At 71.1% G+C, this 21681-nt stretch carries 16 protein-coding genes; 8 read left to right on the forward strand and 8 right to left on the reverse strand.

All coding sequences use genetic code 11. From position 1 onward, the window contains the following. Window positions 1-81 precede the first annotated feature (81 nt). Window positions 82-2103 carry a fumarate reductase/succinate dehydrogenase flavoprotein subunit gene (locus ACXJKB_RS04980; protein ID WP_457186216.1) on the reverse strand — a complete coding sequence of 674 codons (2022 nt, stop codon included), beginning with the start codon at window positions 2101-2103 and terminating at the stop codon, window positions 82-84. A 40-nt stretch (window positions 2104-2143) separates the two neighbouring features. After that, window positions 2144-2857, reverse strand: coding sequence for a succinate dehydrogenase cytochrome b subunit (locus ACXJKB_RS04985; RefSeq protein ID WP_457185992.1), 714 nt, complete (start codon window positions 2855-2857; stop codon window positions 2144-2146). A gap of 156 nt (window positions 2858-3013) precedes the next feature. Here ACXJKB_RS04985 and ACXJKB_RS04990 point away from each other — a divergent pair, with 156 nt between their 5' ends. The 3 genes from ACXJKB_RS04990 (at window position 3014) to ACXJKB_RS05000 (ending at window position 6547) form a co-directional block, all read left to right on the forward strand. Then, a complete protein-coding gene (locus ACXJKB_RS04990) occupies window positions 3014-3835 on the forward strand; it encodes a hypothetical protein (RefSeq protein ID WP_457185994.1) in 822 nt (273 codons plus the stop codon). 76 nt (window positions 3836-3911) lie between these two features. Next, on the forward strand, window positions 3912-5771 hold the full coding sequence (locus ACXJKB_RS04995; RefSeq protein WP_457185996.1) for a fumarate reductase/succinate dehydrogenase flavoprotein subunit: 1860 nt from the start codon (window positions 3912-3914) through the stop codon (window positions 5769-5771). Next, a complete protein-coding gene (locus tag ACXJKB_RS05000; protein WP_457185998.1) occupies window positions 5771-6547 on the forward strand; it encodes a succinate dehydrogenase/fumarate reductase iron-sulfur subunit in 777 nt (258 codons plus the stop codon). The genes ACXJKB_RS04995 and ACXJKB_RS05000 overlap by 1 nt, the downstream gene beginning before the upstream one ends. 16 nt (window positions 6548-6563) lie before the next feature. Here the strand turns inward: ACXJKB_RS05000 and ACXJKB_RS05005 are convergent, their stop codons facing one another. Beyond that, a complete protein-coding gene (locus ACXJKB_RS05005; RefSeq protein WP_457186000.1) occupies window positions 6564-7775 on the reverse strand; it encodes a hypothetical protein in 1212 nt (403 codons plus the stop codon). Window positions 7776-7923: 148 nt separating this feature from the next. Here ACXJKB_RS05005 and ACXJKB_RS05010 point away from each other — a divergent pair, with 148 nt between their 5' ends. The 4 genes from ACXJKB_RS05010 (at window position 7924) to ACXJKB_RS05025 (ending at window position 14176) form a co-directional block, all read left to right on the forward strand. Then, the gene (locus ACXJKB_RS05010) at window positions 7924-9744 is read left to right on the forward strand and encodes a methylmalonyl-CoA mutase family protein (RefSeq protein WP_457186002.1); all 1821 of its coding nucleotides are present in this window, start codon (window positions 7924-7926) and stop codon (window positions 9742-9744) included. After that, entirely contained in the window at window positions 9741-11918 is a 2178-nt protein-coding gene (gene scpA, locus ACXJKB_RS05015) for a methylmalonyl-CoA mutase (protein ID WP_457186004.1), read from the forward strand. Before ACXJKB_RS05010 ends, scpA begins: the two co-directional genes overlap by 4 nt. Beyond that, entirely contained in the window at window positions 11918-12907 is a 990-nt protein-coding gene (gene meaB / locus ACXJKB_RS05020) for a methylmalonyl Co-A mutase-associated GTPase MeaB (protein ID WP_457186006.1), read from the forward strand. Before scpA ends, meaB begins: the two co-directional genes overlap by 1 nt. A gap of 81 nt (window positions 12908-12988) precedes the next feature. After that, window positions 12989-14176, forward strand: a complete 1188-nt coding sequence (locus ACXJKB_RS05025) for an amidohydrolase (RefSeq protein ID WP_457186008.1) — start codon at window positions 12989-12991, stop codon at window positions 14174-14176. 4 nt (window positions 14177-14180) lie between these two features. On the opposite strand, the gene ACXJKB_RS05030 is transcribed toward ACXJKB_RS05025, so the two are convergent. Further along, window positions 14181-15335: a sensor histidine kinase gene (locus ACXJKB_RS05030; RefSeq protein ID WP_457186010.1), complete on the reverse strand. Its 1155-nt coding sequence runs from the start codon at window positions 15333-15335 to the stop codon at window positions 14181-14183. 83 nt (window positions 15336-15418) lie between these two features. Further along, window positions 15419-16066 carry a FadR/GntR family transcriptional regulator gene (locus tag ACXJKB_RS05035; RefSeq protein WP_457186012.1) on the reverse strand — a complete coding sequence of 216 codons (648 nt, stop codon included), beginning with the start codon at window positions 16064-16066 and terminating at the stop codon, window positions 15419-15421. Between the two features lie 72 nt (window positions 16067-16138). On the opposite strand from ACXJKB_RS05035, the gene ACXJKB_RS05040 reads away from it, so the two are divergent. Then, window positions 16139-17386 (forward strand): MFS transporter, encoded by a 1248-nt coding sequence (locus ACXJKB_RS05040; protein ID WP_457186014.1) that lies wholly within the window; start codon window positions 16139-16141, stop codon window positions 17384-17386. Window positions 17387-17431: 45 nt separating this feature from the next. Here the strand turns inward: ACXJKB_RS05040 and ACXJKB_RS05045 are convergent, their stop codons facing one another. From ACXJKB_RS05045 to ACXJKB_RS05055, 3 genes are read right to left on the reverse strand one after another with little or no spacing between them, the layout of a single operon-like run. Next, entirely contained in the window at window positions 17432-18736 is a 1305-nt protein-coding gene (locus ACXJKB_RS05045) for an ABC transporter permease (protein ID WP_457186016.1), read from the reverse strand. Beyond that, entirely contained in the window at window positions 18733-20025 is a 1293-nt protein-coding gene (locus ACXJKB_RS05050; RefSeq protein WP_457186018.1) for an ABC transporter permease, read from the reverse strand. Before ACXJKB_RS05050 ends, ACXJKB_RS05045 begins: the two co-directional genes overlap by 4 nt. After that, window positions 20022-21545, reverse strand: a complete 1524-nt coding sequence (locus ACXJKB_RS05055; protein ID WP_457186020.1) for an ABC transporter ATP-binding protein — start codon at window positions 21543-21545, stop codon at window positions 20022-20024. Before ACXJKB_RS05055 ends, ACXJKB_RS05050 begins: the two co-directional genes overlap by 4 nt. Between the last annotated feature and the right edge of the window lie 136 nt (window positions 21546-21681).

Genomic DNA, 21681 nt, shown 5'->3' on the forward strand with positions numbered 1-21681 from the left:
TCCTTGTGAGTGTCGGGGTCCCCGCGGCGTCGTCGAGCGGGGGAGCGGAGCGGAGGAGCGAGAGAACGTCGTGGGGTGACATCACTTGTAGCTCCGCTGCTTCATCTCGATGGCCGTGTAGGTGAGGTCTTCCTTGTGCAGGACGGGCCGCTCGTCGAGGCCGGCCCACTCCCAGGCGGAGACGTAGGCGAACTCGTCGTCGTGCCGCAGCGCCTCGCCGTCCTCGGTCTGCGACTCGCCACGGAAGTGGCCGCCACATGACTCGCGCCGGTTGAGCGCGTCGATGCACATCAGCTCGCCGAGCTCGAAGAAGTCGGCCACGCGGCCGGCCTTCTCGAGCGACTGGTTGAGCGACTCGCTGGTGCCGAGCACCTTGACGTTGCGGTAGAAGTCGTCGCGCAGCCCGCGGATCAGGTCGATCGCCTTCTTCAGGCCGGGCTCCGTGCGCTCCATGCCGCAGTACTCCCACATGATGTTGCCGAGCTCGCGGTGGTACGAGTCGACGCTGCGGGTGCCGTTGACCGTCAGGAAGTGGTCGATGCGCTCCGTGACCGACGTACGCGCCTCGACGACCGCCGGGTGGTCCTCGGCGATGGCCTCGAACGGGCCGTCGGCGAGGTAGTCGCGGATCGTGTGGGGCAGCACGAAGTAGCCGTCGGCGAGGCCCTGCATCAGCGCCGAGGCACCGAGGCGGTTGGCGCCGTGGTCGGAGAAGTTGGCCTCACCGGTGACGAACAGGCCGGGGATCGTGGACTGCAGGTCGTAGTCGACCCACAGGCCGCCCATGACGTAGTGCACGGCCGGGTAGATCCGCATCGGCACCGAGTAGGGGTCCTCGCCGGTGATGCGGGCGTACATGTCGAAGAGGTTGCCGTACTTGTTGGCGACGGCGTCGCGGCCGAGGCGGTCGATCGCGTCGGCGAAGTCGAGGTAGACGCCACGTCGTACGCCCTCCACCTCGGGGCCGACCCCACGACCCTCGTCGCAGACGTTCTTCGCGGCCCGGGAGGCGATGTCGCGGGGGACCAGGTTGCCGAAGGAGGGGTAGATCCGCTCCAGGTAGTAGTCGCGGTCCTCCTCGGCGATGTCGCGCGGGTCCTTGTCGCAGTCGGCCTGGTTCTTCGGCACCCAGATGCGGCCGTCGTTGCGCAGCGACTCCGACATCAGCGTCAGCTTGGACTGGTGCGAGCCGGAGACGGGGATGCAGGTCGGGTGGATCTGCGTGTAGCAGGGGTTGGCCATGTAGGCGCCCTTGCGGTGCGCACGCCACGCAGCGGTGACGTTGGAGCCCATCGCGTTGGTGGACAGGTAGAACACGTTGCCGTAGCCGCCGGAGGCGAGCACGACGACGTCGGCGAGGTGGGTCTGGACCTCACCGGTGACCATGTCGCGGGCGATGATGCCGCGGGCCTTGCCGTCCGCGACGATCAGCTCGAGCATCTCGTGGCGGGTGAACATCGACACCGTGCCGGCGGCGATCTGGCGCTCGAGGGCCTGGTAGGCGCCGATCAGCAGCTGCTGGCCGGTCTGGCCGCGGGCGTAGAAGGTGCGCGAGACCTGGACGCCACCGAAGGAGCGGTTGTCGAGCAGGCCGCCGTACTCGCGGGCGAACGGGACGCCCTGCGCGACGCACTGGTCGATGATGTTGGTGCTGACCTCGGCGAGGCGGTAGACGTTGGACTCCCGCGAGCGGTAGTCGCCGCCCTTCACGGTGTCGTAGAAGAGGCGGTGGACGGAGTCGCCGTCCTCCTTGTAGTTCTTCGCGGCGTTGATGCCGCCCTGCGCGGCGATCGAGTGCGCGCGGCGCGGGGAGTCCTGGTAGCAGAACGTCTTGACGTTGTAGCCGGCCTCGCCGAGCGTGGCCGCCGCCGAGGCGCCGGCCAGGCCGGTGCCGACGATGATGATCGAGAGCTTGCGGCGGTTGGCCGGGTTGACGAGGCGGGCCTCGAACTTCCGGTTCTGCCAGCGGTCCGCGATGGGGCCCGAGGGCGCCTTCCCGTCGACCAGCGGCTCGCCCGGCGTGTAGTAGTCGATGGCGTCGTCGTACTCGCCGTCGAGCGCCCCCGAGGGTGAGGCCTCCGTCGCGGTGACGGTGTCGGGCATGTCCATGTCGTGGCTGTCGTGGCTCACGTGCGGTGACCCCTTACTTGGTGATGATGCCCGCGAGCACGGCGAGCGGGACGAGTGAGAAGCCGACCGAGACGATCAGCGCGATGACGAAGCCGAAGACCTTGGCGCGCTGGCGCTTGGCCGCGGTGCCGGTCCAGCCGAGGGTCTGCGCGGCGCTCCAGATGCCGTGGTGGAGGTGCGCGCCGAGGGCGAGCATCGCGACGATGTAGATCAGCGTCATCCACCACAGGTCGAAGGTGTCGACCATCAGGAGGTAGGGGTCGTTGGTCGCGCCCCCCTGCGGGTTGACCTTGCCGATGGTGAAGTTGAGCAGGTGCCAGATCAGGAAGACCAGGATCGTCACGCCGCCCCAGCGCATCATCAGGCTGGCCCGCGTCGCGCCGGTGTCCTTCTTCATGACGTACTTGGTGGTGCGGGCACGAGCCGCGCGGCGCCACAGCACGACGGCGCAGTAGACGTGCACCACCAGCGACAGGATCAGGCCCAGTCGCAGGATCCAGAGCGCGCCCTCGTGCGGCAGCATCGGCTCGCCGAGCACGCGCAGGTGGTGGGCGTACTCGTTGAACGCGTGGTGTCCGGCGAACGCCTTGAGGTTGCCGTACATGTGCGCGAGCACGAAGCCGAGGAAGATGAAGCCGCTGACCGCCATGCCCAGCTTGAGCGCGATGGTGGTGCGCGAGGCCCGCGCGCCCTTCACGAGCCGAGGGGGATTGAGTTGGGTTGCCACGCGGCCACGTTATCGCGGCGCTGCGACGCACGACGCGCCGAGGGCGTGTGACGTTTTGCTGGGCGCGGTGTCTTCCGCTCAGGCGTGACACAGGTCATAGTCGGGACCGTCGTCCGGGACCGCCTCCCGGATTGCCGGGACCTTCACGGAGGACGCATGGCGACAACCGACCGCGGCGTGACCAGTCCGACCCGCGCGCGCATCGATGCGCGGACGTTGCGCCAGGACCGGTGGTGGCTCTCGCCCCTGGCGACGTTCGTCGTGTTCTCGGGGTTCGTCGTCTTCGCCACCGTCCGCGCGTTCATGGGTCGCGACTACTACGCCACGCCCTACCTGTCGCCGTTCTACTCCCCGTGCCTGGGCGACTGCGTGGAGGGCGCCTCCGACTTCGGCCAGCCGTTCGCCTGGTGGCCGCTGTCCGCGGCGCTCATCATCCTGATCTTCCCGCTGGGCTTCCGGATGACCTGCTACTACTACCGCAAGGCCTACTACCGCGCCTTCTGGCTGAGCCCGCCCGCGTGCGGTGTCGCCGAGCCCCACGGGTCCTACTCCGGCGAGACGCGGTTCCCGCTGATCCTGCAGAACGTGCATCGCTGGTTCTGGTACGCCGCGGTGCTGGTCGGCCTGGTGCTCACCTACGACACGGTGCTGGCCTTCCGGCCCATGCCGGCGGAGTACGCCCTCGGCGACGGTGAGACCAGCGGCATCCACATGGGCCTCGGCACGCTGCTGATGATCGCCAACGTCGTCCTCATCTGGCTCTACACGCTCTCGTGCCACTCCTGCCGCCACGTCGTCGGCGGGCGGTTGCGGCACTTCTCCAAGCACCCGGTGCGCTACCGGCTGTGGACCTGGGTGTCACGGCTCAACACCAGCCACGGCAAGTGGGCGTGGTACTCGCTGTTCTCGGTCGCGATCGTCGACTTCTACATCTTCCTGCTCGCCACCGGCAGGATCCAGGACGTGAGGTTCTTTTGAACCACCCCACGAAGTTCTCATCTCCCCCGCTGCGCTCCTCCGCTGACAACTCCGCGGGGACCCCGGAAGGCTTCCGATGATCAACGAATCCAGGCATCCGATGACCGGCAACGAGATGTCCTACTACGCCGAGGGCGGCATCGAGCGCCACCGGTACGACGTCGTGGTGGTCGGCGCCGGTGGGGCGGGCCTGCGGGCCGCGATCGCCGCGCACGAGGCGGGCGCGGAGACCGCGATCGTGTGCAAGTCGCTGCTCGGCAAGGCGCACACGGTGATGGCCGAGGGCGGCATCGCCGCGGCGATGGGCAACCGGTGGCCGGAGGACAACTGGGAGGTCCACTTCCGCGACACCATGCGCGGCGGAAAGATGCTCAACCACTGGCGGATGGCGCAGCTGCACGCCCAGGAGGCGCCCGAGCGGGTGATGGAGCTCGAGGACTGGGGGGCCCTGTTCGACCGCACCGAGGACGGGCTGATCAGCCAGCGCGACTTCGGGGGCCACAAGTACGCCCGGCTCGCCCACGTCGGCGACCGCACCGGCCTCGAGATGATTCGCACGCTGCAGCAGCGCGCGGTGCAGGTCGGGATCGACGTCTTCATGGAGTGCACCGTCACCGACCTGCTGAAGGACGATGCCGGCGCCCTCTCCGGCGTCTTCGGCTACTGGCGCGAGACCGGCCGCTTCGTGACGATCGAGGCGCCGGCGGTCGTGCTCGCCACCGGCGGGATCGGCAAGTCGTTCAAGGTGACCTCCAACTCGTGGGAGTACACCGGCGACGGCCACGCGCTGGCGTTGCGGGCAGGTGCGTCCCTGATCAACATGGAGTTCGTGCAGTTCCACCCGACCGGGATGGTCTGGCCGCCGTCGGTCAAGGGCCTGCTGGTCACCGAGTCGGTGCGCGGCGACGGCGGGATCCTGAAGAACTCCGAGGGCAAGCGCTTCATGTTCGACTACATCCCCGACTTCTTCCGGGCGGAGACCGCCGACACGGAGGAGGAGGCGGACCGCTGGTACGACGACAAGAAGAACAACCGCCGCCCGCCCGAGCTGCTGCCGCGCGACGAGGTCGCGCGGGCCATCAACTCCGAGATCAAGGCGGGCCGTGGATCACCGCACGGCGGCATCTACCTCGACATCGCCTCGCGCCGCGACGCCGACTTCATCCGCAAGCGGCTGCCGTCGATGTACCACCAGTTCAAGGAGCTCGCGGACGTCGACATCACCCAGGAGCCGATGGAGATCGGACCCACCTGCCACTACGTCATGGGCGGCATCGAGGTCGACCCCGACACCGAGCTCAGCTCCGTCACCGGCCTCTACGCGGTCGGCGAGTGCTCGGGCGGGATGCACGGCTCCAACCGGCTGGGCGGCAACAGCCTCTCCGACCTGCTGGTCTTCGGCCGGCGCGCCGGCGAGGCGTCAGCGGCGTACGTCGCCGGCCTGGCGCAGCGACCCGAGATCACCGACGAGTCGGTCCGGGCCGGTGAGTGGTCGGCGCTGACGCCGTTCCAGGTCGAGGGGGGTGACAACCCCTACACGATCCAGCAGGAGCTCCAGCAGACGATGAACGACCTGGTCGGCATCATCCGCACCGCCGAGGAGCTCGAGCAGGCGCTGGTGCGGATCGAGGAGCTCAAGCAGCGGGCGCAGCAGATGTCGGTGGAGGGCCACCGGCAGTACAACCCCGGCTGGCACCTCGCCCTCGACCTGCGCAACATGCTGGTCGTCTCGGAGTCGATCGCGAAGGCGGCCCTCGCGCGGCAGGAGTCCCGCGGGGGGCACACGCGCGACGACTTCCCCGCGACCGACCACGAGGTGTGGGGCCACAAGAACCTCGTCGTCCGCCTCGACGACGCCGGCACCGGCGTGACCCTCGCCGAGCAGGCGCTGCCCGAGATGCCCGACGAGCTCAAGACGTACTTCGAGGAGACCTGATGGCCTACGACCTGAAGCTGCGTGTCTGGCGCGGAGACATCGAGGGCGGTGAGCTCACCGACTACACCGTCGAGGTGTCCGAGGGGGAGGTGGTGCTCGACGCGCTCCACCGGCTCCAGGCCACCCAGACCGGCGACCTCGCGATCCGCTGGAACTGCAAGGCCGGCAAGTGCGGCTCGTGCAGCGCGGAGATCAACGGCCGTCCGCGACTGCTCTGCATGACCCGGCTCTCCGACTTCGAGCCGTCCGAGTCGATCACGGTCACGCCGATGCGGACGTTCCCGGTGATCCGCGACCTCGTCACCGACGTGTCGTTCAACTACCGCAAGGCCCGCGAGCTGCCGTACGCCGAGCTGGGTCCCCGTGACGCCGACGGCAAGCGGCGGATGGCGCAGGTCGACGTCGAGCGCGGCCAGGAGTTCCGCAAGTGCATCGAGTGCTTCCTGTGCCAGGACGTCTGCCACGTCGTGCGTGACCACGAGGACAACAAGCAGCACTTCGCCGGACCGCGCTTCTTCATCCGCTACGCCGAGCTCGACATGCACCCGCTCGACACCCACGACCGTCGCGCGCTCGCGCAGGGCGCGGCCGGCCTCGGGATGTGCAACATCACCAAGTGCTGCACGGAGGTGTGCCCGGAGGGCATCCGCATCACGGACAACGCGATCATCCCGATGAAGGAGCGCGTGGTCGACCGCAAGTACGACCCGCTCGTGTGGCTCGGCAACAAGATCGGGATGCGCAACAAGGACAACGAGGGCCGCACGGAGGTCTGAGCGGGTCTGAGCGGTGTCACCAGCGCGACGTCGGCGAGGTCCGCTGCACGTAGAGGCTCGAGGCGCGCGCCACGAGCGGGTGCCGGTCGGCGTGGTGGACGGCCCGCTTGCGCACCCAGAACCCGCCGGCCCGGAGCTGGCTGGTCAGCACCTCGGCGGGCCCCGGCAGTCGACCCTCGCGCTCGACGAACGCGCGCCGGTAGCGGCGGAACAGCTTCCCGTGGTCGAGGGCCACCGACACCAGCGCCTCACGCGTGGCGGCGAGCAGCTCGGCGTCCGTGACGACGTCGAGGGCGGGGCCGGTGGCCGCGACATCGGCCGGCACGAGGTCGGACAGGTCGCCGTGGACGGTGAGGTCACGGCGTCCGAGCTCGGCCGCCAGCCGGTCGCCGTACGACCGCGTCCAGGCGAGGTGCTCGGGCGGCAGCTCCAGCGGCCGGGCGGTCGCTCCGGCGAGCCGTGACCGGATGCCGGCCTCGATCACGAACCGGTGCTGGGTGGCGTTGAACGTCCCGCCCACCGCCTCGTTGAGCCGGCGCACCACCTCGAGCTCGGCCGCGCCCAGCGAGACGTTGCGGACGACCTGGCGCTCGCCGGGCCAGCCGGCGGGGAGGTCCGCCGCGGCGGCGAAGCGGGTCAGGAGGGCGGTGCCCGGTGTGCCCCGTGGCGGCACGGTGACCAACCGGATCCGCTCGGCCGGCACCACCGCCGACCAGGTGTCGACCACGCGGAGGAGGTCGTGGCGCCAGTGGAAGGACACGCCTTCGCTCGGTGGCGCGCCCTCCTGTCCCCGCACTGACGCCACGAAGTCTGCCCAGGTGGTGGTGCCGCCGTTGACGATCGTCTGCTGCCAGGCCGACACCAGCGTCCGCGCCATGTCGCGCGCACCGATCACGACGTGCACCCGGTGGCCCGCGAGCGCACGCACCAGTCGGCGCGCCTGGCGCGGTCGCGCCAGGGACAGCTCCTCCTCGGAGACGACCACGGTCGGACCGTCGTGGGAGTCGACGAGGTCGACCAGCCGGCCCAGCGCCCCGGCGGCCTCGCCGCGCTGCTCGCCGCCCACACGTTGGCCGAGCAGGTCGTAGGCCGCGAGACGCTGGGCACGGTGGCCCCCCGGGAAGAGCACCCCCGCGGCGGCGAGCTGCTCCGCCGTGGCCGCGAGGGCGCCCTGGATCGTGGTCGTCCCTGTCTTGTAGAGACCCACGTGGAGGAAGACGTCCGGCATGACGACGACGCTAGGAACCAGCGGCGGCGAGCACATGGGGCCGACGTCCCGGCCGGCCGGGAATCTCCGGCACGTGGGCCGGGACGGTGACCTATCCCATAGCCGGCGCCAGTGACCCTCGCCACTGTGCGGGCCTATCCTGCGCAGCATGACCGACCTCCCTGGTGGCCTCGACGGTGGACTCGACGAGCCCGAGGAGCTGCAGCCCGCGGAGGGCTCCCTCCGGCTCGTCGGCGACGGCGACACGTACGACGCAGCGGCCTGGGAGGCGGCCACGGCCGCCGTGCTGCGCAAGGCCCGCCGCCTCGGTGACGACGCGCCCGACTCCGACGTCTGGGCGGCCCTGAGCCGTACGACGCTCGACGGCATCGACGTCGCCCCGATCGGGCAGCCCTCCGACCTCGACGGGCTCACCACCTCGGGGCGACCGTCGCGCACCGGTGCGTGGGACGTGCGGACGCAGGTCGAGGTCGTCGACGCGAAGGCCGCCAACGAGGCGGTGCTGCAGGACCTCGAGAACGGCGCCACGTCGCTCGCGCTGCACCTCTCCGAGGCGACGGAGCACGACTGGGCCACGCTGCTCGACGGCGTGCTGCTCGACCTGGCGCCCGTCGTCCTCGACCGTCCCTCGACCGAGCAGGTGGAGGCCTTCGCCGACTTCCTGGAGGGCGTGGAGGGTGCGCTGCACCCCGCCACGAACCTCTCCTTCGACCTCCAGACGATCGAGATGCTGCCCTCCCGGGTGCGCGAGGACGGCGTCACGGCCCGCGACCTGTTCGCGCCGGTCGCCCGTCGCGGCTTCCAGCTCGGCGTCCGCGCGCTGGTGGTCGACGGCACGGCGCTGCACGACGAGGGAGCCAGCGACGCGCAGGAGCTGGGCTGGGCCATGGCGACCGGCGTCGCCTACCTCCGCCTCCTCGCCGACGCCGGCTTCTCCGCCGAGCACGGCGCGCGACTGGTCGAGTTCCGCCTCGCGGCCACCGACGAGCAGTTCCCGACCATCGCCAAGCTCCGGGCGGCGCGCCGGCTGTGGGCCCGCGTGCTCGAGGCGTCCGGGGCCACCGGCGAGATGGCGCTGCACGCGGTCACGAGCCGGCCGATGACCAGCAAGCAGGACCCCTGGGTCAACATGCTGCGCGGCACGATCGCCGCCTTCGCCGCCGGGGTCGGGGGCGCCGACGCGGTCACGGTCGTCCCGTTCGACGAGCGGCTCGGGGCGCCCGACGCGTTCGGCCGCCGGATCGCCCGCAACACCTCCTCGCTCCTGATCGAGGAGTCGCACGTCGCCGCGGTCACCGACCCGGCCGGCGGCTCCTACGCCGTGGAGAAGCTCACCGACGACCTCGCCGTCGCCGGCTGGGCCGAGCTCGGCCGCATCGAGGCGGCCGGTGGAGCGCTCGCCGACGAGGCCCGCGCCGGGGTCAAGGAGCGTTCCCGGGCGGTCCGCGCCGCCCGCGACGCCCAGGTGGCTGACCGCTCCCGCCCGCTCACCGGCGTCTCGGAGTTCCCGAACCTCGGCGAGGTGCTGCCCGAGCGCGAGGACATGCCGCACCGCTACGCCCGCCACTACGACTGGGCCTTCCAGGACATGCGGACCGAGCCCGTCGAGCGCCCGGTCTTCCTCGCCACGATGGGCCCGATCGCCGCGCACACCGCGCGCGCCACCTTCGCCACCAACCTGTTCGCTGCCGGCGGTGTCGCCGTCGAGGCCGCCGGAGCGACCGCCGACGTCGCCTCGGTGCTCGAGGCCTACGCGGGCCAGCCCGTCGTGTGCCTCGCGGGCCCCGACGCGGCCTACGCCGAGTGGGGCGCCGACCTCGTGGCGGCGCTGCGCGCGGCAGGGGCGTCGTACGTCGTCCTGGCCGGGAAGCCGGGGGAGCGGACCGTCACCGACGTGGACGACTCGTGTGCCGTGGGAGTCGATGCACTCGGCTTCCTCGGCCGGATCCGAGAGGAGCTCGCCCGATGAGCATCCCGAAGAACTTCGCCGACGTGCCTCTCAGCGAGGGTCTCGTGACAGGACGTCGTCCCTCCTCGACCAGCGAGGGGACGCCGTGGAGCAGCCCGGAGGGGATCGACGTCCTCCCGGTCTACGGCCCCGAGCACCTCGAGGGCCTCGACGGCCTCGACACGTGGCCGGGCCTCGCGCCGTTCCTGCGCGGCCCCTACCCGACGATGTACACCACCCAGCCGTGGACGGTCCGGCAGTACGCCGGTTTCTCGACGGCCGAGGAGTCCAACGCGTTCTACCGCCGCAACCTCGCGGCGGGCCAGAAGGGCCTGAGCGTCGCCTTCGACCTCGCCACCCACCGCGGCTACGACTCCGACCACCCGCGGGTGCGCGGCGACGTCGGCATGGCGGGCGTGGCGATCGACTCGATCTACGACACCCGCACGCTCTTCGACGGCATCCCCCTCGACGAGATGTCGGTGTCGATGACGATGAACGGCGCCGTGCTGCCCGTGCTCGCGCTCTACATCGCGGCGGCCGAGGAGCAGGGGGTGAAGCCGGAGCAGCTGGCGGGGACCATCCAGAACGACATCCTCAAGGAGTTCATGGTCCGCAACACCTACATCTACCCGCCGTCGCCGAGCATGAGGATCATCAGCGACATCTTCGCGTTCACCTCGCAGAAGATGCCGCGCTTCAACTCCATCTCGATCTCCGGCTACCACATCCAGGAGGCCGGGGCGACGGCCGACCTCGAGCTGGCGTACACGCTCGCGGACGGTGTGGAGTACATCCGCGCCGGCCTCGACACGGGCATGACGATCGACCAGTTCGCGCCGCGGCTGTCGTTCTTCTGGGCGATCGGCATGAACTTCTTCATGGAGGTCGCGAAGATGCGCGCGGCCCGCGCGCTGTGGGCTCGGCTGGTCGACGACTTCGAGCCGCAGAACCCCAAGTCGCGGTCGCTGCGCACGCACAGCCAGACCTCGGGCTGGTCGCTGACCGCGCAGGACGTCTTCAACAACGTGGGCCGCACCTGCATCGAGGCGATGGCCGCGACTCAGGGCCACACGCAGTCGCTGCACACCAACGCGCTCGACGAGGCGATCGCGCTCCCGACCGACTTCTCGGCGCGCATCGCCCGCAACACCCAGCTGCTGCTGCAGCAGGAGAGCGGCACCACGCAGGTCATCGACCCGTGGGCCGGCTCCTACTACGTCGAGAAGCTCACCCACGACCTCGCCGAGCGCGCCTGGGCCCACATCCAGGAGGCCGAGCGGGCCGGGGGCATGGCCGCGGCGATCGAGCAGGGCATCCCCAAGATGCGCATCGAGGAGGCGGCCGCCCGCACCCAGGCACGCATCGACTCGGGGGCGCAGAAGGTCATCGGCGTCAACACCTACCGCCTCGCCGCCGAGGACAAGCTCGACGTGCTGCGTGTCGACAACGACGACGTCTACCGCCAGCAGGTGGCCAAGCTCGAGCGACTGCGTGCCGAGCGCGACGACGACGCCGTACGCCGCTCCCTGGATGCGCTGACGGCCTCCGCCGAGCGCGGCCCGGTCGGCGGAGGCTCCCTGGAGGGCAACCTCCTGGCGCTGGCCGTCGACGCGGCCCGCGCCAAGGCGACCGTCGGGGAGATCTCCGACGCGCTGGAGAAGGTCTACGGCCGTCACCAGGCGGTGATCCGTACGATCAGCGGCGTGTACCGCGACGAGGCAGGCGCCGCCGAGGGCAGTGCCGTCGCCGCCGTGCTGGAGGCGACCGAGGAGTTCGAGGCGGAGGAGGGGCGCCGCCCGCGCATCCTCGTGGCCAAGATGGGCCAGGACGGCCACGACCGCGGTCAGAAGGTCGTGGTCACCGCCTTCGCCGACCTCGGCTTCGACGTCGACGTGGGGCCGCTGTTCTCCACGCCCGAGGAGGTCGCCCAGCAGGCGATCGACGCCGACGTGCACATCGTCGGTGTCTCCTCGCTGGCCGCCGGCCACCTGACCCTGCTGCCGGCGCTCAAGCAGGCGCTGGCCGACCAGGGTCGGCCGGACATCATGATCGTGATCGGCGGCGTCATCCCGCCCGACGACGTGGCGACGCTGCGCGAGATGGGAGCCGCGGCGGTCTTCCTGCCGGGCACCGTCATCGCGGAGTCGGCCCTCGACCTGATCGCGCGCCTGCGGCAACAGCACGCCGACTGATGCCGCGGCCGATCGACGTCCCCGAGCTGGTCGCGGGGGTGCGCGCGGGCCAGCGGGCCGCGGTCGCGCGCGCCATCACGCTCGTGGAGTCGTCGCGTCCCGAGCACCGCATGGCCGCGCGCGAGCTGCTCACCGAGCTCGCGGCGGCCGAGCGACCGATGGCGACCCGCGTCGGCATCTCGGGTGTCCCCGGCGTCGGGAAGTCGACGTTCATCGAGGCGCTCGGCACCCGGCTGACCGGTGCGGGCCACCGTGTCGGCGTCCTCGCCGTCGACCCCTCGTCGGTGCGCACCGGCGGCTCGGTCCTCGGCGACAAGACCCGCATGGCGACGCTCTCGGTCGACCCCGACGCCTTCATCCGACCCTCGCCCTCGGCCGGCACGCTGGGCGGCGTGGCCCGGGCGACCAGCCAGGCGATGCTGGTGCTCGAGGCGGCGGCGTACGACGTCGTGCTCGTCGAGACGGTCGGCGTGGGGCAGTCCGAGGTCACCGTCGCCGGGATGGTCGACACGTTCCTGTTCCTCACCCTCGCCCGCACCGGCGACCAGCTGCAGGGCATCAAGAAGGGCATCCTCGAGATCGCCGACGTGGTGGCGGTCAACAAGGCCGACGGCGAGCACGAGACCGACGCCCGCGTGGCCGCGCGCGAGCTGTCCGGTGCGCTGCGCATGGTCCGCGGGCACGCCGAGTGGGCCCCGCCCGTCGTCACCTGCTCCGCGCTGACCGGCGCCGGGGTCGACGACGTGTGGCAGCGCGTGGGGGCGCACCGCGAGCACCTCGGCGTCGACGGCCTGGCCCACAAGCGCGCGGGGCAGCAGCTCGAGTTCACCTGGGCCCTGGTGCGCGACGAGCTCGACCAGCGGCTGCGCTCCTCGCCCGGGGTCGCCGCCGTGCGCGACGACGTACGACGTGCCGTGCTGTCCGGTGAGCTGCCGGCGCCGCTGGCCGCGGACCGGTTGCTCGCGGCCTACGACGGACGCACGGCCTAGGCGTACCGACGGCTCGCGGGCCGTCCCGAGCCGTGCGCAACCGGCCCGGGGGAGGGGCCGCGCCCGTAGACTGGGTCGGTCATGCCACCCGAACTCCCTGCCACCCACGTCATCGCCGAGGTCGTCGACAAGTACGCCGACGAGCTCGTCGCCCTCCGCCGCGACCTCCACGCCCACCCCGAGCTGAGCTGGGCCGAGGAGCGCACCTCCGACGCGGTCGTGACCGCGCTGGAGGGAGTCGGCTGGACGGTGCGGCGACCCGAGGGCGGCGGGGTGCTGGCCGAGATCGGCCACGGTGGCCGGTTGGTCGCCCTGCGCGCCGACCTCGACGCGCTGCCGGTGGACGACCTCATCTCGGACCCGTGGCGGAGCACCAGCCCCGGAGTCGCCCACGCCTGCGGCCACGACGTCCACACGGCTGGGCTCGTCGGGGCAGGGCTCGCGCTGGCGGAGGTCTCCGCCCGCGGCCTGCTCCCCGGACGCGTGCGACTGCTGTTCCAGCCCGCCGAGGAGGTCATGCCCGGTGGAGCGCTGCAGCTGATCTCCGCCGGTGCGCTCGAGGGTGTCTCCCACGTCTTCGGACTCCACTGCGACCCGAGCCTCGACGTCGGCCGCCTCGGCCTGCGTGAGGGCCCGCTCACCGGTGCCGCCGATGCGCTGACCGTGCGGCTGATCGGCAAGGGCGGCCACACCTCGCGGCCGCACCTCACGGAGGACCTCACCTTCGCCCTGGGCAAGGTCATCACCGAGCTCCCCGCGATCCTGAGCCGCCGTCTCGACCCTCGTGCGGGCGTCAGCGTCGTCTGGGGCATGGTGCGCGCGGGCTCGGCCCACAACGTCATCCCTCACGGCGGCGTGGTGGCCGGCACGGTCCGGATGCTCGACGCGGTCGCCTGGGCCGACGCCGAGCACCTGATCCGCCAGCTGATCACCTCCATCGTGGCGCCCTACAGCGTGACCGCCGAGGTGACCTACCAGCGCGGCGTGCCGCCGGTCGTCAACCACGCGGAGTCCACCCGCCTGCTCGGCACCGCGGTCGAGAACGTCCTGGGCCCGCACGGCCACGTCTCCACCGCCCAGAGCCTCGGTGGCGAGGACTTCGGGTGGTACCTCGACTCCGTCCCCGGGGCGATGGCCCGCCTCGGCACCCGCACGCCCGGCGGACCGACGTACGACCTCCACCAGGGCAACCTCCGCATCGACGAGGCGGCCACCGGCATCGCGGCCCGGGTGCTCGCCGAGGCCGCGGTGACGGCGCTCAGCGACTGACGCGTCAGGCGGGCGGCAGCGGCAGGCCGAAGGTGAAGGTGCTGCCCTCGCCGAGGGTGGACTCGACGCCGAGGTGACCGCTCATCAGGTCGACCAGCTCGCGGCAGATGGCCAGGCCGAGTCCGACGCCGAGGCGGTCGCCCGCGGACTGCGGGTCGGCCTGGACGAACGGGTCGAAGAGCGTGCGGAGGTCCTCGTCCGCGATCCCGATCCCGGTGTCGCGGACGCGGACGTCCACCCAGCTGCCGACGCCCGGGCCGTCCGCCGAGCAGGGGCGGCCGCTGACGCGCACGTCGACCGAGCCGTGCTCGGTGTAGGCGATGGCGTTCTGGACGAGGTTGGTGACGACCTGCGTGATGCGCCGGGTGTCGCCGAGGCCGGTCGCGGGGACCCCCTCGTCCACGGCCAGGGTGATGGCGAGGCCCTGCGACTCGGCGAGCGGGACCGCCCACGACGCCACGTCGTCGATGATCGCGCGCAGGTCGACCGGAACCCTCCGCAGCACGGTCTGGCGCGCCTCGAGCCCGGAGAACTCCAGGATCTCCTGCACCAGGTGCATGAGGCGCTCGCCGGAGCGGTGCACGATCCGGGCGAAGTGCTCGGGCTCGGGCGGCAGGTCGGTGTCGATCAGCAGCTCGGACGCGCCCACCAGCGCGGCGAGCGGCGTACGGACCTCGTGGCTCACGGTGGCCAGGAAGAGCGTCTTGGCGGCGTTGGCCTCCTCGAGCTCGCGCAGCACGCGCTTGGCCTCGGTGACGTCCTCGGTGACCCCGTGCACGCCGACGACCTCGTCGCCGATGATGACCGGGATGGCCGTGCAGCGGATGTCGACGACCTCGCCGTCGATGCGCACGACCCGCGCCTCGACCACCTGCGGATCACCCGCCATGGCACGGTCGAAGCCGTCCTGGATGAGGTGCAGGTCCTCGGGGTGGATGACCTGCCCGAAGTGGGTCTGGCGCATCTCCTCGAGGCTCAGCCCGGTCATCTCGAGCGACCGCGCGTTGGCGTCGGTGAAGTAGCCCCGCGGGTCGACCGAGTAGGTGGCGTGGGGGTGGTGGGTGAACATCGAGGAGTAGCGCTCGCTGCTCTGGTCACGGGCGCCGTCCCCAAGGGCCCCTCCCGCGGGCCAGGAGCGCTCGCCGTCGTGGGAAACCATCAGAACCTCCGAGTGTCCGTCGGGTGCAGGGCACCGTACCCCGATCCGACGACCCCGGATGCACCGGGCGGGGGGCTGCCGCGTCAGTGCATGAAGGGGTCGAAGATCGACCGGACGAGAGCGGACGCGCGGTCCGCGTCCCCCTCGGCGACCGCCTCGACGAGGTCGTGGTGGTGGCGGTGCGACGCGGCGTCGTCCCCGGACTCCTCGTGGCGCATGTGGCTCGCGAAGACGTCCGTCATGCTCGAGTAGAGCTGCAGGTAGAGAGGGTTGTGAGTCGCCGCCACGATCGCGCGGTGCAGCGCGAGGTCCGCACCTGCCCGTACGTCGGGGTCGTCGGACGACCAGCTCTCCTCGCGCCGGTTCCTCAGCTCGCGGAGCTGCTCGATGTCGGCGTCCGTGCGCCGCAGCGCCGCGAGCGAGGCGGCGGTGCTGTCGAGTGCCAGGCGCAGCTCGAGGTAGTGGTGCCTGCTGCCGCCGGCCAGCTGCCGGGCGAGCGACCCGCTGAGCTCGGAGGTCGAGATCACGAACGTGCCGCGGCCCTGCTCCCGGCTGAGGAGACCCGCGTGGACGAGCGACTGCAACGCCTCGCGGACGGTGTTCCGGCCGGCCCCGAAGGCCGCCACCAGGTCGGCCTCGACGGGGATCCGCTCGCCGACCGGCCACCGGCCGGAGGTGATCTCCTCCTGGAAGAGCGCGGCGACCTGGTCGATCAGCCCCACTCGACGCACCGGCGGGGGTGTGCCAGACTCCGGGTGATTCATCCCATGATCCCATCATTCGTCGCGACCTCGGAGCAAGTCTTGACCATCCCCACCGCCACCGCACCCACCCCCGGAGGATCTGGCCCGGCCACCCGCGGACGTCTTGCCCTGTGGGCCGGGCTCGCGATCGCCCTCACGGCGCTGAACCTGCGGACGGCGGTCACGGGCATCACGCCGTTGCTGGAGATCATCGGGTCGGACCTGGGGTTCGGACTCGCCCTCGCCGGCCTGCTGGGAACCGTGCCGGCGGCCACGTTCGCCGTCTTCGGCTTCCTGGCCCCGGTCGTGACGAGGAGGTACGGGCTCGAGCGAACCGCCACTGCCGCCCTCGGCCTCTCGGCGCTCTCCCTCGTGCTGCGGGCGCTCTCGCCGACGCCCGCAGCGCTGGTCGCGTCGACCGTCCTGGCGCTGGCGGGCATCGGCGCCGCCAACGTGGTGCTCGTGCCGCTCATCAAGGCGTGGTTCGCCGATCGCATCGCCCTGTGGACGTCGTCGTACCTGCTGCTGATGCAGACCGGTCAGTTCGTGGCACCCCTCCTGGCCGTGCCCGTCGCCGAGGCAGCGGGCTGGCGGGTCTCGGTGGGGATCTGGGCAGTTCCGGCCGCGGTGGCCGCGGTGGTCTGGTTCGTTCTCGCGGTGAAGCTGCCCGCCGACCACCACGTGCCGGCCGTGGCCGCGACGCCCGCCGACAAGCTGAAGGTCGGTCGGTCGTCGACGGTCTGGGGGCTGGTGGTCCTGTTCGCCATGATGTCGCTCTCCAACTACAGCATCATCACGTGGGTGCCGGCGGTGCTCACCGATGCCGGTGGGAGCGCGTCGCTCGGCGGGACGATGGTCGGCCTCTACTCGGCGTGGGGCGTGCTCGCAGCCCTGGTGGTCCCTCAGGTCGCCACCCGCATGCGCAACCCGTTCGTGGTCGTCGTGGCGTGCTCGGTCGTCCTGGTCCTCGGGTACGTCGGCCTGGCCGTCTCGCCGCTCGACGGCACCGTGCTGTGGGTGTGCGCGCTGGGCATCGGCGTGAGCACGTTCCCGCTCTGCATGACGCTCATCAACCATCGGACCCGGACCCCGCAGTCCGCCTCGACCGTGTCGGGCTTCGTCCAGGGCATCGGCTACGGGCTGGCCTGCCTCGGGCCGATCGGCCTCGGCCTGCTCCGCGAGGCGACAGGGTCGTGGACGACGCCGCTCGTGGTGCTCGCCGCCACCGCCGTGCCCGGGGTGCTCGCCGGTTGGTTCGCCTGCCAGCCGCGGTTCGTCGAGGACGACGTGCCCCGCGTCGCCGGATGAGCAAGAAGGGCCCGGCGCACGGCGCCGGGCCCTCCTCGAGCTGACCTACTGTTGTCGGTAGGGCACGCCGTCCGCGGCCGGCGGCCGGGAGCGGCCCACCAGGCCCGCCACCGCGAAGATGGTGACGAGGTAGGGGAGCATCAGCATGAACTGGCTCGGCACGGGCGAGCCGATGGCCGAGAGCACTCCCTGCAGGTTGGTCGCGAAGCCGAAGAGCAGCGCCGCCAGCGTCGCGCGGATCGGGTCCCACTTGCCGAAGATGACGGCGGCCAGCGCGATGTAGCCGGCGCCTCCTGTCATCTCGCGGTTGAAGCCGGCGACCGAGACGAGGCTGAAGTAGGCGCCGCCGAGGCCCGCGATCGCACCCGCGAGCAGGATCGTGCGGTAGCGGGTGCGGTTGACCTTGATGCCGACGGTGTCGGCGGCCTTCGGGTGCTCCCCGACCGCACGCACCCGCAGGCCCCAGCGGGTGCGGTAGAGCGCGAAGGCCACGACCGCGACGACGACGTAGAGCAGGTAGACGAGCGGGGTCTGCCGGAAGAAGATCGGGCCGATGAGCGGGATGTCGCCGAGGATCGGGATCGGCACTGCGCGCAGGCGCTCGGGGGAGTTCAGCGACTCGGCGTTGGGCGTGAGCACCTGGCGGAACAGGAAGTTGGTCAGGCCGACCACGAGCACGTTGAGGACCACGCCGACGATGACCTGGTCGACGAAGTAGGTGATCGCGAACAGGCCGAGGATCAGCGCGACGAGGGCACCGGCCACCGCGGCAGCCGCCACGCCGGCCCACGGCGAGCCGGTCATCGAGGCGGTGACGGCAGCGGCGAACGCGCCGAGGAGCAGCTGGCCCTCGATGGCGATGTTGACCACGCCTGCGCGCTCGCCGAGCACGCCGCCCAACGCGCCGAAGACGAGCGGGATCGCAAGCGCCACAGCGCCGCCGAGCAGGCTGACGACCCGGATCCGGTCGCCGGCGGCCGCCCAGCTGAGGAAGCCGATCATCCAGACGATCGCGAAGCTGATCGGGATCCACATCGGCTGGCTCACGCGGGTGAGCATGCGGCGCACGGCCTCCGCGGTGAGCCCCAGGCAGATCACCACCATCAGCCAGGCGGTGGGGCCGGACGGCACCACGATGTCGGGAAGGGTGACGAAGTCGGTCACCGTCGAGAGCTGGAACGTCGTGTCACCCGACGGGCTCGAGCGGAGCAGGATGCCGGCGAGGAGCAGGGTCAGCACGCCGAGCACGATCGGGAGCTTGCGTGCGCCCGAGCCGCGACTGTGCGTCACGGCGCCGTCGGGAGCCAGGCCGCCGCTCTCGGGGGTGGGCAGGTCGGTCACGATGCTCACTTGGCCTCCTGGGCGGGGAGCCGGAAGATCGCGCGCACCAGGGGAGGGGCGGCGAGGAAGAGGACGATCAGCGACTGCACCACGAGCACCAGGTCCACCGAGATGTTCTCCGAGGTCTGCATGGTGAAGCCACCGGCCTTGAAGGCTCCGAACAGGAGCCCGGCGGCCAGGATGCCGAGCGGGCGGGAGCGGCCGAGCAGCGCCACGGTGATGGCGTCGAAGCCGATCGATGCGTCGAGGTCGAGCGAGACGCCGCTGGACACGGTGCCGAGCACCTGGTTCACGCCTGCGAGGCCGAGCAGGGAGCCGGCGATCATCATCACGACGATGTAGATCCTGCCGACGTTGATGCCGGAGGCGCGCGCCGCGTGCGGGTTCTCACCGACGGCGCGGATGCGGTAGCCGAGGGTGGAGCGGTTGAGCAGCCACCATGCGACAGCGACCGCGGCGAGCGCGATCACGAAGCCGAGGTGGAGGTTGAACTGGTCGCCGAGCACCTTGGGCAGCGTCGCCGAGTCCTTCATCGGCGGTGACTTCGGGTTCACCGAGCCGGGCGTCTTGAGCAGCCACTCCTTGGTGAGGGCCCAGAAGAGCAGGTAGTAGGCGACGTAGTTGAGCATGATCGTGACGATCACCTCGTGCGCGCCGGTGCGGGCCTTCAGCACACCCGCGATGCCGCCCCACAGTGCGCCGAACGCCATGCCGACGAGGATCGCGAGCGGCAGGTGGATGACCAGTGGCAGGTCGAAGTTGAAGCCGACCCAGCCGGCAGCGCCACCGGCGATGAGCATCTGGCCGCGGCCACCGATGTTGAACAGTCCTGCCCGGAAGGCGAGGCCGACGCCGAGGCCGCCGAGGATCAGGGGGCCGGCGAACTTGAACGTCTCCGTCAGCGGGCGCCACTGCTGGGCCGGCTCGGTGAGGTTGTAGTTGTAGACAGCGCCGCGGAACATCGCGCTGTAGGCGCCGGAGATGGCCTCCCACACGGCGGTGAAGAAGTCCGAGGGTCGGGCAGTGATGTAGCCGGCGGTCTCGCGCACCACGTCGTCCGTCGCCGCGATCATCACCGAGCCGACGAAGACCGCGAGGAACACCGCCAGCACGCCGGCGAGGACGTCGCCGGAGGCGATCTCGCGCAGCACGGACCGCGAGCGTTCGGCCCGCGCGTCGTGGGGGTCGGGTTCGGGAGCCTCGGTCGTCGTGTCCGTGGCCGTCGCCCCCCGGGTCGCCTCGTCGTCCGTCACGGGCGCCTCGGGCTTCTCGGGCTGGGGCTGGGGGGTGTCATTCACGCGACCACGTCCTTCAGGTCCTTCGGGCGTTCGCCGGTCATCATGAGTCCGAGGGTCTCGCGGGGCGTGTCGGCCGCGACGATGCCGACGACCTTGCCGCGGTAGAGCACCATGATCCGATCGGCGAGCGCGACCACCTCGTCGAGCTCGGTGGAGACCACCAGGACCGGGATGCCGCTGTCGCGGGTCGCGACGATCTGCTTGTGGATGAACTCGATCGAGCCGACGTCCACACCGCGGGTGGGCTGGGCGGCGACGAGCAGCCGGAGGTCGCGGGAGAGCTCGCGGGCCACGACGACCTTCTGCTGGTTGCCGCCGGAGAGGTTGGCGGCCAGCGAGTCGATGTCGCGGGCGCGGACGTCGTACTCGGTGAGCTTCTTCTGGGCGAACTCGCGCAGGGCGCCGATGCGTAGCGAGCCGTTCCTGACGAACGGCGACTTGAAGCTGCGGTTGAGCATGAGGTTCTCGGCGATGGTGAAGCCGGGCACGAGGCCGTCGACCTGCCGGTCCTCGGGGATGAACCCGACACCGGCGTCGAGGATCTTGCGCGTCGAGCGGCCGACCAGCTCGACGCCGTCGAGGTTGATGGAGCCGCTGACGTCTTCCTGGAGGCCGAGGATGGCCTCGGTCAGCTCGGTCTGGCCGTTGCCCTGGACGCCGGCGACGGCGAGGACCTCGCCGCCGCGGATGGTGAAGCTGAGGCCGTCGACCTGCGTGTGGCCGGCCAGGTCGACCACGCGGAGGTCCTTGACCACCAGCGCGTCGTCGCCGAGCGTCGCGGCGTCCTTGTGGACGACCAGCTCGACGGGGCGGCCGACCATCATCGAGGCGAGCTCGGCGTTGCTGGCCTTGGGGTCGGCCTCGCCGACGACCTTGCCGAGGCGGATGACGGTGATCCGGTCGGCGACCTCGCGGACCTCGCGGAGCTTGTGGGTGATGAAGACGATGGCCTTCCCGGCCTCCTTGAGCTGGCGCATGATGTCCATCAGCTCGTCGGTCTCCTGCGGGGTGAGCACCGCAGTGGGCTCGTCGAAGACGAGCAGCTCGGCGTCGCGGGAGAGGGCCTTGATGATCTCCACGCGCTGCTGAACGCCGACGGGGAGGTCCTCGACCACGGCGTCGGGGTTGACGTGGAAGCCGAAGCGCTCGGAGATCTCCGTGACGCGCTTGCTGGCCTCGGCGAGGTCCAGCGTGCCGGCGAAGCCGGTGGTCTCGTTGCCGAGCATGACGTTCTCGGCCACGGTGAAGACGGGGATGAGCATGAAGTGCTGGTGGACCATGCCGATGCCGGCCGCCATCGCGTCGCCGGGACCGGTGAAGTGCTGGACCTCGCCGTCGAGCTCGATCTCGCCCTCGTCGGCCTTGTAGAGGCCGTAGAGCACGTTCATCAGCGTCGACTTGCCGGCACCGTTCTCGCCGAGGAGGCAGTGGATCTCACCGGGCTCCACCGTGAGGGAGATCGAGTCGTTGGCCACCACGCTGCCGAAGCGTTTGGTGATGCCTCGCAGGACGAGTCTCATGGCATCGCATCCTAGGGGTCGGGATGGTCCGGAGGTCTGGACCGGGGGTCTGGTACGGGGCGGCCGGGAGTCGGCCGCGAGCCTGCCTCGACACGGAGAAGGGAGGCCGACGAAACCGTCGGCCTCCCTCCATCGT

This window comes from Nocardioides sp. P5_E3 (assembly GCF_054049275.1).